The following is a 10,892-nucleotide window of genomic DNA, read 5'->3' as shown; positions in this document are numbered from 1 at the left end:
GTCGGGCGGATAAATGACCGCAAGGAGGTATTGCCTAAGCGGCGGCATGGCAATAAGCCGATGAGATGGACGGGCGGCATAGAAATGAGCCGCCCGTTATTCGGATCGGAGGGAATGGGATGACTTCCCTTCCCATACAATATGGTCGAGGTGACAGCAGATGATTGATGCAAGTGTACGCCATCAATTGCGGGATATCGCAGCCAAATTGACCAACCTTAGGGGGTCTCTTTGACTTCGATCTGAAGCAAGAGATGATAGCGAACTATGAAGAGAAGATGTCGGCGCCGGACTTCTGGGATGATAACGAGCGGGCGCAAGGCGTTATTAGCGAGATGAACGCCATCAAGGGCATCGTCGAGGAGTACAGCAAGCTGCAGGAGGACTATGAGGACACGCAGATGATGCTGGAGCTCGCCGACGAGGAGAATGACGAAGGCCTCGCCCAGGAGCTGGGAGAGAGCGTGAAGCAGCTGTACGGGCGGGTCGAGCAGTTCGAGCTTCAACTGCTGCTCAGCGAGCCGTACGACAAGATGAACGCCATCCTGGAGCTTCATCCGGGCGCCGGCGGCACCGAGTCGCAGGACTGGGGCCAGATGCTGCTGCGCATGTATACGCGCTGGGCGGAGCAGCGGGGCTTCAAGGTCGAGGTGCTGGACTATCTTCCGGGGGATGAAGCCGGGATCAAGAGCGTGACGCTGCTGATCAAGGGATACAACGCGTACGGCTACTTGAAGGCGGAGAAAGGCGTTCACCGGCTGGTGCGCATCTCTCCATTCGATTCCTCCGGCAGACGCCACACGTCCTTCGTGTCCTGCGACGTCGTTCCCGAGATTACGGATGATGTCGATATCGAGGTCCGGAATGAAGATTTGAAGATTGATACGTACCGGGCCAGCGGCGCCGGCGGCCAGCATATCAATACGACGGATTCGGCCGTGCGGATTACCCATATTCCGACCGGCATCGTCGTGACATGCCAGACGGAGCGCTCCCAGATCAAAAACCGCGAACGGGCGATGACCCTTCTGCGATCCAAATTGTACGAACGCAAGATTGAAGAGCAGCAGAAGCAGCTTGCCGAAATCCGCGGCGATCAGATGGATATCGCGTGGGGCAGCCAGATCCGTTCGTACGTGTTTCACCCGTACAGCATGGTCAAGGACCATCGCACCCAGGTGGAGACGGGCAACGTCGGCGCCGTCATGGACGGCGACATCGACGAATTCATCGAAGCGTATTTGCGCACATTAATCCAACCCGCTTCCGAATCTTAATCGAGGTGTTCCGTTCGAAAAGCCAGGCTTTTGGAACGCATCCTAATATAGACCGACTTGCCGCCTGCGCCGATGTTCACATCGGGGCAGGTTTTTTTCTGCACGGCAACGCTTCACTTTACTAGAGTGGGGGCCTGGAAAGCAAGCAATACTATCATGGACGATGTCCGTGATTTGCAATTATGGTGAACAAGGAGAGACGCAATCGTTATGCCAACTCAATCTCAATCCCAATCTCAAGCGCAAGCCTCATCGGGATCTTCCCGCAAGCCGCGGCGCCGCGAGCCCCGGCTGCCCTATCATCATCCGCTCCGGATCGTGCTTGACTATGGCTGGATCCTGCTTGGAGCATTCATTATGGCGCTGACGTTCAACAGTCTGATGCTGCCGAACCGCATCGCTTCCGGCGGCATTTCCGGTCTGTCCATTTTGCTGGAAAAGCAATTCGGCTGGAACCCGGCCTACACCCAGTATGCTTTCAATATTCCGTTATTCATTATTGGTGTTCTGCTGCTTGGCAAGCAGTTCGGGGTGCGGACATTCGTCGGTTCGCTGGCGCTGCCGACCTTTATATTTCTGACGAGCCACATCGAGCCGGCGACGGATAACCCGCTGCTGGCGTCCATATTCGGCGGCATCGGCATCGGCCTGGGCCTCGGCATCGTCTTCCGCGGGCGCGGGTCGACGGGGGGCAACGCCATCTCGGCACAACTGCTTCACCGGTACGGACGCATCAGTCTCTCGCTGTCCGTGGCGATCTGCGACGGCATCATCATCGCGCTGGCCGGCTTCATGCTCTCGTTCGAGAGCGCCATGTATGCGCTGATCGCATTGTTCATTACAAGCAAGACGATTGACATCGTCCAGGTCGGCCTCGGCTCGACGAAGGTCGCCTTCATCATCAGCGAGGAGGCCGAGCGCATGTCTGAGGTTATCCTCCATGATCTCGATCGCGGCTTGACGAAGCTGCGCGGGGAAGGCGGCTTCACGGGGGAAGGACGAACCGTATTGATGGTCGTCGTCGGCCAGACGGAGATTATCCGGCTGAAGGAACTGGTCCGCTCCGTCGATCGGCAAGCGTTCGTCATTATTAGCGACACGAATGAGGTGCTGGGTGAAGGGTTCAAGCTGTCTCCCGAACGGCCGTAAGCGGAGCAACAGCCACAATATGCTTCCACCACAGGTAGAGTCTGGACATTCGCTGAATTGTTCAGACTCTTTTCCTTAATATATATGTAAACTTTCTTGACTTGGGCAGCGAGCCGATGTTACGATTATTACAGAATTGTTACCTACATAAAAACGGGAAGATGCTCTTTTTCCGTAAGGAGACGACTCCCTTGAACGATTCCATCATATATATACGATGGATAGAGATGGATGTGATTCATCTGCCAGAACCACGGCATGAACTAACCGGCCGATAGATGACTGAGTTATGGGAGGTGCACGAATGGCAGTGACGAACAACCGAATCCGCGGAAATCCGTGCGCGCTTGTCATCGTGGTGCTTATTCTCATCACCTCGATACTCATGCCGATGCATATCGATTTTCATCCGGTTACGGAAGAGTCGCCGAAGCAGGTGGCTGAACCGTATACGCATACCATTGTTAGCACGAGGCCGAACGTCAAGGTGAAGTTCGTCGGCCCGCCCCCGATTATTACAACCCCCTCAATTCTAAAATGGAGCATTCCATCTGAAATTACACCTCATATTTTTCATTTTTTGGCATTTATTGCGATTGCGCTCAAATGTTTATTTCTGATGCCCGTAAAATTCACCTCGGCGTTCGTGGACAAAGCCATGCGCACAGCTGGCAAGGCCGGGAGCAAAAAGCTGAATCATTACGATAGTGGAGGGAATCACATTGAATATCAGGCAATCGGATTTACCGGGAATTGGTCGGAAGTACTCGATGGAGACAGCGAGCGGAGACAAGCTGGTCATTATTATTCATGACGACGGCCGCCGGGAAATGTACCATTTCGACGAGGAAGATCCCGAGCTTATTCTGTCGACGGTAACGTTGGAGGATGAGGAGGCCCGCATGATCGCCGGCATCATCGGCGGATTGAACTATCAACCGAAAGCATTGGAAACGGTAGAGATGGCATTGAATGACCTTGTCATTGAATGGTACAAACTGGATTCGCATGCAAAATGCATCGGCAAACGCATCGGAGAATTGAAGATCCGTGAACGGACGGGCGCGACGATCATCGCCGTAGTCGAGAAAAATCACTCGAAGCACATTAATCCGGGTCCGGATTATCAATTTGCACCGAATACGACGCTGGTAGTCACCGGGGAAAGGCAGCACCTGAAAGCGCTGAAAGCATTTTTGTCTACTGGATGCGATGAGAGTTGATGAGGGGGGCGGCGCTAAGCCGCGTCTATATATGCTGCTATCCCTATGTACAAAGGGGGATATATGGATACGTTAATTTTTGAAATCGGACTGGCGATAGCCTTAATTACGATCGTAGGACTTGTGTCGAACAAGCTCCGGTTTTCGGTCATCCCGTTCTATATTTTGATTGGGATGGCCGTCGGACCGCATGCTCCCCATTTCGGAGTCATTGATCTGCGGTTTATTGAGAGCGGAGTATTTATTGATTTCATGGGACGCATTGGCGTGCTGTTCCTGTTATTCTATCTCGGGCTGGAGTTTTCCGTCAGCCGGCTGCTGAAGTCGGGCAAATCGATTGTCGTCGGCGGACTATGCTACATCGGGATTAATTTCGTCTCGGGTCTGCTGCTCGGATGGCTGATGGGCTTCCCGCTCAAGGAGACGATGGTTATCTGCGGGATCATGACGAGCTCTTCCACCGCCATCGTGGCGAAGGTCCTCGTCGACCTGAAGCGGACGGCCAACCCCGAGACCGAAATTATTATGGGCATGATTATGTTCGATGATTTATTCATCGCCGTGCATATTTCGATTTTGTCCGGGCTGGTGCTGAGCGGAGACAGCTCATTCTGGAGCGTGCTGCTGACTTCACTGTCGGCTTTGATCTTCATTCTGCTCTTCCTGTTCATCGGACGGAGGTTCATTCCTTTTATCGACAAAGGCCTCAATATCAAGTCGGCGGAGCTCTTCCTGCTTGTCATCATCTCGGCGCTGTTCCTGACGGCAGGCTTCTCGGAGACCTTCCATGTCGCGGAGGCCATCGGGGCCTTGATGGTCGGCATGGTGCTGGCGGAATCGAGCCATGTGAAGCGGATTGAGCATTATATTTTGCCGTTCCGCGATCTGTTCGGCGCGATCTTCTTCTTCAGCTTCGGCTTGACGATTGACCCGACCTCGCTGTTCGGCGCGGTATGGGTCGCTTTGCTCGGGGTTCTGCTTACGATTCTCGGAAATATGCTTTCCGGCTATATCGCGGGGCGCGTGGCCGGCATTTCCGGGCGGGCCTCGATGAACATCGGCTTTACGCTCGTATCCAGGGGCGAATTCTCAATCATTATGGCCAATATCGGGAAAATGGGCGGACTGCTTCCCGTCGTTCAGTCGTTCGCCGTACTGTATGTGCTCATATTGGCTGTCTTGGGCCCGTTACTGACCAAGGAGTCAGAGCGAATATACGGATTGTTCGGCAAGCCGCGGCAGCGGCAGAAGCCCAAGCCGAAGCAGCAGCATAAGGAAATGTAACGCATGCTCCGCATGGATCGGATCGGGTTGCGGAAGCGTTTATAGACTCATAAGAAAAAGGCATGAGGAGGAGAAGCTTGAGGCTTCGCTCCCCATGCCTTTTTCCGTTGGAGAAGGGTAAGAAAAAGGAAATTGGAAAAGTGATTGTATTTATATAAATTCGGATGTATAATGATACATAAATTATTGCGCCGGAACGTATTTTCTACTGAAAGGCAAAGAAATGGAGAGAGCGAGATATGGGGAAGGAACAGGCATTGAAGGTGGCGATTGTCGGCTCGACGGGTTATGGCGGCGTGGAACTGATTCGTCTGCTGCTGAATCACCCGTATGTGGACATTGCATCCGTCATTTCGGCATCGAGCGCAGGGACGCCGATAGCCGCCGGATTTCCGCATCTGCATGAGATCGTGACCGATACGCTCGACGGGGTTGACCCGGAGCTGATCAAAAGCAAGGCCGATGTCGTTTTTACGGCGACGCCATCGGGCGTCAGCGCCAAGCTCGTGCCGCAGCTGCTGGAGGCGGGCCTTAAGGTCATCGATCTGTCCGGGGATTTCCGGTTGAAGGACGGGGCGGAATATACGAAATGGTATAAGCATGAGGCGCCGCCCGCCGAGCTGCTGGAGGAAGCGGTATACGGCCTGTGCGAATGGAGCGGCCGCGCGGAGCGGGTGAAGGGACGAAGGCTGATCTCCAATCCGGGCTGTTATACGACGGCCGCGCTGCTTGGTCTTGGGCCTGCGGTCCAGGCGGGCTGGATCGATCCGGCGACGATCATTATCGACGCCAAGTCCGGCGTGTCCGGAGCGGGCCGGGGCGTAAGCCTGAATGTTCATTACGCGGAGATGAACGAGAACTTCAAGGCTTACAAGGTCAACAAGCACCAGCATATTCCGGAGATCGAGCAGCTTCTGGGCCAGGCGGCGGGAGCGCCGGTAACCGTGACCTTCACGACCCATCTGACGCCGATGACGCGCGGCATTTTGTGCACGATGTACAGCACGCTAACCGGGGATTATACGGAGCAGGACTTCATTCGGCTCTATCAGGAGAGCTACGCGGGGCGGCGCTTCGTCCGCATACGCCCGCAAGGAGAGCTTCCGGCGACGAAGGAAGTGTTCGGCTCGAACTATTGCGATATCGGCTTCGCGGTCGATGCGCGGACGAAGCGGGTGACGGTCATTTCCGTCCTCGACAACGTCGTCAAGGGAGCGGCCGGGCAGGCCATCCAGAATTTGAATCTGATGATGGGCTGGGAGGAGAGCAGCGGATTGCAGCTCGCTCCGGTCTACCCCTAATCGCAAGTTACCATTTCAGAAGAAGAAGGTCGATGCCTTATGAAAAATACAGAAACCTTGCTTACCGCCACAGAGGCGCCTTTTCAGGTAATTCCCGGTTCGGTTACGACGCCGCTTGGCTTTCGTGCCGGGGGGCTGCATTGCGGAATGAAAAAAACCGATCGCAATGATCTCGGCGCCATCGTATGCGACGTGGCGGCGACGGCGGCGGCGGTCTACACGACGAACGCCTTCCAGGCGGCCCCGCTGGGCGTAACGCGCGCCAGCCTGGCGGAAGGCGGCACGCTGCGCGCCGTGCTCGTCAACAGCGGCAACGCCAACGCCTGCACCGGCAAGCAGGGCGAGGCGGACGCATACCGCATGCGCAGCGGCTTTGCCGAGCAGTTGGGCGTCGCGCCGCATGAGGTGGCGGTCGCTTCGACCGGGGTCATCGGCGAGCCGCTGAAGATGGATTGCGTCGAGCGGGGCATAGCGGCTTTGCCTGCCCGGGTGACGGCGGAGGCGGACGGCGCCGAGCAATTCGCGCAGGCGATTCTGACGACGGATCTCGTGAAGAAGGAAGCCTGTGCGGCGGTAACCGTGAACGGCAAGACGGTTACCGTCGCCGGCGCGGCCAAAGGCTCCGGCATGATTCATCCGAACATGGCGACGATGCTCGGCTTCGTAACGACCGACGCGGCGGTTGAGCGCTCCGCGCTGGAACGGCTGCTGCGGCAGACGACCGACGTGACGTTCAATATGATTACGGTGGACGGCGACACGAGCACGAATGATATGCTGCTCGCGATGGCCAGCGGCTTGGCGGGCAATGAACCGCTGCATGAGGGCCATCCGGATTGGGCGGCGTTCGCCGCCGCCTTCCGCTACATCTGCGGCCAGTTGGCGCAGGCGATTGCCCGCGATGGTGAAGGCGCGACGAAGCTGATCGAGGTGAACGTCACCGGCGCGGCGACCGAGAACGCGGCCCGGGCGATTGCGAAGTCGATTATCGGCTCCAGCCTCGTCAAGTCCGCCGCTTTCGGGGCGGATGCGAACTGGGGGCGGATTATCGCGGCGGTCGGCTATTCGGGCCAGCCGGTGAACGTGGACACCGTCGATATTCATATCGGGCCGATCGAGGTGCTGAAGCAATCGACGCCGGTGCCGTTCGATGAAGAGGCGGCGCTCGACTATTTAAAGGGCGATACGGTGCATATCAAGGTGGACCTCCATATGGGCAGCGGCGAAGCGACGGCATGGGGCTGCGATCTGACCTATGATTATGTCCGCATCAATGCGGCCTACCGGACGTAGATGCCGTTGGATATTTGACGGGATGAATCATTCACCCCGCTAAGGAACGAGAAGGGCTGAATGCCATGCGCTCCCGGATGTGGAGCACAGGAGAGAAATAATGCGGCATCGTACTGCCGGAAGATTCGTTCAAGACGTGCGGATCTCCCGCCATACAAATGCCGTACCGATAGAGAGATTAGCTTCCCGATGGAGAGGGGGATGGACCTTGCACACGTTGTCTGAGGAGCAGGGAACCGAGACGAAGCGCTTCGTACGGACGGAACGATTCGTTATGAAATGCGGAGGCAGCACCCTGGCTGCGCTGCCCGATACCTTTTATCAGCAGTTGACGCAACTGCAGGCGGAAGGCACGATGCCGGTCATCGTGCACGGCGGCGGTCCAGCGATCTCGGCGATGCTCGACAAGCTCGGCATCGAGAGCGAGTTCGTAGGCGGACTGCGCAAGACGGACGAGGCCGTGCTGGACGTCGTTGAGATGGTGCTGGCCGGACAGATCAACAAGCAGATTGTCCGGCGCTTGACAGGGACGGGCGCGCGTGCGGTCGGCCTGTCGGGAACGGACGGCGGGCTCATCCAGGCCCGGCCGGTCGCCAACCAGGCGGAAGTCGGTTACGTCGGCGACGTGACTCAGGTGAACGCCCAACTCGTAGAAGCGCTGATCAGCCGGCAGTATATGCCGGTCATCGCGCCGATCGGACTCGATTCCGGCGGACAGCGCTACAACATTAACGCCGACACGGCGGCCGGCGCGGTCGCCGCGCATCTTGGCGTGGAACGGCTCATCGTCATTACCGACGTGCCGGGAATTATGAAGATGAACGACGGCGCCCGCACCGTCCTCCCCGTCGTCTCGACCGAGGAGATCGAGGAGATGATCGGGAGCGGGGAGATTTTCGGCGGGATGATTCCGAAGGTGCTCGCCGCGATGCAGTGTATGGCGGGCGGCGTGAAGGAAGTCGTCATCGCGGACGGAGCGGAGCCCGGAATATTGCGCCGGCTGATGAGCGGCGAGACCATCGGCACGCGAATCGTGCAGGAAGAGGATAAGGAGGGAGTACAGTGACACAGGCGGATCATATAACACCATCATTATTGCCAACCTATGCGCGCTATCCAATCACACTCGTGAAAGGAAGCGGCAGCCGATTGTGGGATGATCGGGGCAACTCCTATTTGGACTTCATGAGCGGCATCGCTGTCGCGAACCTTGGGCATGTGCCGGCGCGGGTCAAGGCGCGCGTGCAGGAGCAATTGGATACGCTCTGGCATGTCTCCAACCTGTTCCGCATTCCTCAGCAGGAGCAGGCGGCCGAATGGCTGACGAACCATACATGCGCGGACGCGGTCTTCTTTTGCAACAGCGGAGCGGAGGCGAACGAGGCCGCCATCAAGCTGGCCCGCTGCTATCACGCCAAGGTGGCGAAGAGCGGACGCTACGAGATCATTACGTTCCAGCAGTCGTTCCATGGCCGGACGCTGGCGACGCTGACGGCGACGGGGCAGGATAAGGTGAAGGATGGCTTTCACCCGCTGCCGGAAGGCTTCCGCTATGTGCCGTTCAACGATATCGACAGCTTGCGGGCGGCCGTGAACGAGAAGACCGCCGCTATCATGCTGGAGATCGTGCAGGCCGAAGGCGGCGTGCATACGATTAAGGCGGCCTTCGCCCAGGAAGTGGCGAAGCTGTGCGCCGAGCATGGGCTGCTGCTGCTCATCGACGAGGTGCAGACCGGCATGGGCCGCACGGGAGCGCTGTTCGCGCACGAGCATTACGGGCTTGAGCCCGACATATTCACCGTGGCGAAGGGGCTGGGGAGCGGCTTCCCGGTTGGCGCGATGCTCGCCAAGGAGCATCTGCGCGAAGCATTTGGTCCCGGCAGCCACGGCTCGACCTTCGGCGGCAACCCGCTCGCGATGTCCGCGGTCATCGGCACGATGGAGACGATGATCGAGGAGAAGGTCGCGCAGCGGGCCGGAGAGCGCGGAGCGTATCTGCTGAACTCGCTGAAGGTGAAGCTGAGCGACGTCCCGGTCGTAAAGGATGTCCGCGGCTTGGGGCTCATTATCGGCATCGAATGCGGCGAGCCGGCTGCGGACATCGTGGAAGCCGCCCGCGCCGCCGGATTGCTTGTCATTACGGCCGGTCCGAACGTCGTTCGGCTGCTGCCGAACCTGCTCGTCACGACGGAGGAGATCGATGAGGCGGTCTCGATTCTGCACCAAGTGCTGGAGGCGCGTTCGCAGGCCAAGGCGCTCGTATAAATCAATAGCACACCCGGAGCCTGCCGGGCGCTTGCGGCCGGCGCTTCGGTTCACTGAAGACGCAACAGGAATAGATTCGCGGCGAACCGCCGCAACAACACGGAACCCGGAGGTGGCTTATGACTTTGACAGAGGCGAAAATTGATTTGCGCGGACGCGATTTCATCGCGCTGGCTGACTATACGAAGGAAGAGCTTGAATACCTAATCGATTTGGCGATCGAACTGAAGCGCAAGCAGAAGGCGGGAGAGGCGTACCGGCCGTTGGCTGGGAAGACGCTTGGCATGATTTTCGAGAAGTCGTCCACCCGGACGCGCGTCTCCTTCGAGGTGGGCATGTACCAGTTGGGCGGCCATGCGCTCTTTTTGAGCAAAGACGATCTGCAGTTAGGACGCGGGGAGACGATCTCGGATACGGCGCAGGTGATGTCCCGCTACTTGGACGGCATCATGATTCGGACGTTCGCCCATCGCACGGTCATTGATCTGGCGCGCAGCGCGACGATTCCGGTCATCAACGGACTGACGGATATGAGCCATCCGTGCCAGGTGCTGGCCGACTACCAGACGATCCTCGAACATAAAGGCCGTCTGGCCGGCTTGAAGGTCGCTTATATCGGCGACGGCAACAATATGGCGCACTCGCTTATGATGGGCGCCGCGAAGCTGGGCGTCAACATGGCGGTCGCTTCGCCCGAAGGCTATGCGCCGGATGCGAATGTCATTGTCCAATGCAAGGAGCAGGCGGGCCTGACCGGAGCGGAACTGCTTATCACCCAGGAGCCTGCCGAAGCGGTGGCGGATGCGGATGTCATTTACACGGATGTGTGGGCAAGCATGGGCTTCGAGGAAGAGCAGAAGGTGCGGGAGCAAGCGTTCAAAAACTTCCAGGTGAACGAGGAACTCGTGCGCTACGCGAAGCCGGATTACATCTTCATGCACTGCCTGCCGGCGCATCGCGGCGAAGAGGTAAGCGCGGGCGTCATTGACGGCGGCAATTCGGTTATTTTCGACGAGGCGGAAAATCGCCTCCATGCACAGAAGGCCATCTTGGCGGCTTTGATGGGATAATTGGATAGCCAGGAAGCCGGGACAGCATTG

The 10,892-nt window shown here is 57.8% G+C and carries 10 protein-coding genes; all 10 read left to right on the top strand.

Features of this window, described 5'->3' with window-relative positions; genetic code table 11:
* Positions 1–160: 160 nt before the first annotated feature.
* Positions 161–1,277 (top strand): peptide chain release factor 2 gene (gene prfB, locus ABD76_RS17640; protein WP_197258524.1). Its coding sequence is split into 2 segments (ribosomal slippage): positions 161–232 and positions 234–1,277, totalling 1,116 coding nucleotides; the frame shifts between segments, so codons are not numbered across the junction.
* A gap of 210 nt (positions 1,278–1,487) precedes the next feature.
* Positions 1,488–2,426: a YitT family protein gene (locus ABD76_RS17635; protein WP_197258523.1), complete on the top strand. Its 939-nt coding sequence runs from the start codon at positions 1,488–1,490 to the stop codon at positions 2,424–2,426.
* A gap of 304 nt (positions 2,427–2,730) precedes the next feature.
* Positions 2,731–3,240, top strand: a complete 510-nt coding sequence (locus ABD76_RS17630; protein ID WP_197258615.1) for a hypothetical protein — start codon at positions 2,731–2,733, stop codon at positions 3,238–3,240.
* On the top strand, positions 3,197–3,649 hold the full coding sequence (locus ABD76_RS17625) for a cation:proton antiporter regulatory subunit (protein ID WP_275100824.1): 453 nt from the start codon (positions 3,197–3,199) through the stop codon (positions 3,647–3,649). The genes ABD76_RS17630 and ABD76_RS17625 overlap by 44 nt, the downstream gene beginning before the upstream one ends.
* Positions 3,650–3,712: 63 nt before the next feature.
* The gene (locus tag ABD76_RS17620; protein ID WP_168179090.1) at positions 3,713–4,933 is read left to right on the top strand and encodes a cation:proton antiporter; all 1,221 of its coding nucleotides are present in this window, start codon (positions 3,713–3,715) and stop codon (positions 4,931–4,933) included.
* Between the two features lie 239 nt (positions 4,934–5,172).
* Positions 5,173–6,234: an N-acetyl-gamma-glutamyl-phosphate reductase gene (gene argC / locus ABD76_RS17615; protein ID WP_242069621.1), complete on the top strand. Its 1,062-nt coding sequence runs from the start codon at positions 5,173–5,175 to the stop codon at positions 6,232–6,234.
* A 39-nt stretch (positions 6,235–6,273) separates the two neighbouring features.
* Positions 6,274–7,527, top strand: coding sequence for a bifunctional glutamate N-acetyltransferase/amino-acid acetyltransferase ArgJ (argJ, locus tag ABD76_RS17610; RefSeq protein WP_197258521.1), 1,254 nt, complete (start codon positions 6,274–6,276; stop codon positions 7,525–7,527).
* Between the two features lie 208 nt (positions 7,528–7,735).
* Complete coding sequence (gene argB / locus ABD76_RS17605) at positions 7,736–8,593, top strand: acetylglutamate kinase (protein ID WP_197258520.1); 858 nt, start codon at positions 7,736–7,738, stop codon at positions 8,591–8,593.
* Positions 8,590–9,792 carry an acetylornithine transaminase gene (locus ABD76_RS17600; protein ID WP_338125134.1) on the top strand — a complete coding sequence of 401 codons (1,203 nt, stop codon included), beginning with the start codon at positions 8,590–8,592 and terminating at the stop codon, positions 9,790–9,792. Before argB ends, ABD76_RS17600 begins: the two co-directional genes overlap by 4 nt.
* A 119-nt stretch (positions 9,793–9,911) precedes the next feature.
* Positions 9,912–10,862 carry an ornithine carbamoyltransferase gene (argF, locus tag ABD76_RS17595; protein WP_197258519.1) on the top strand — a complete coding sequence of 317 codons (951 nt, stop codon included), beginning with the start codon at positions 9,912–9,914 and terminating at the stop codon, positions 10,860–10,862.
* Positions 10,863–10,892 lie beyond the last annotated feature (30 nt).

This window comes from Paenibacillus dendritiformis, assembly GCF_015845845.1.
Lineage (GTDB): Bacteria > Bacillota > Bacilli > Paenibacillales > Paenibacillaceae > Paenibacillus_B > Paenibacillus_B dendritiformis_C.
The sequence above is the reverse complement of the archived record's forward strand: the minus strand, read 5'-3'. Positions and strand labels throughout refer to the sequence as shown.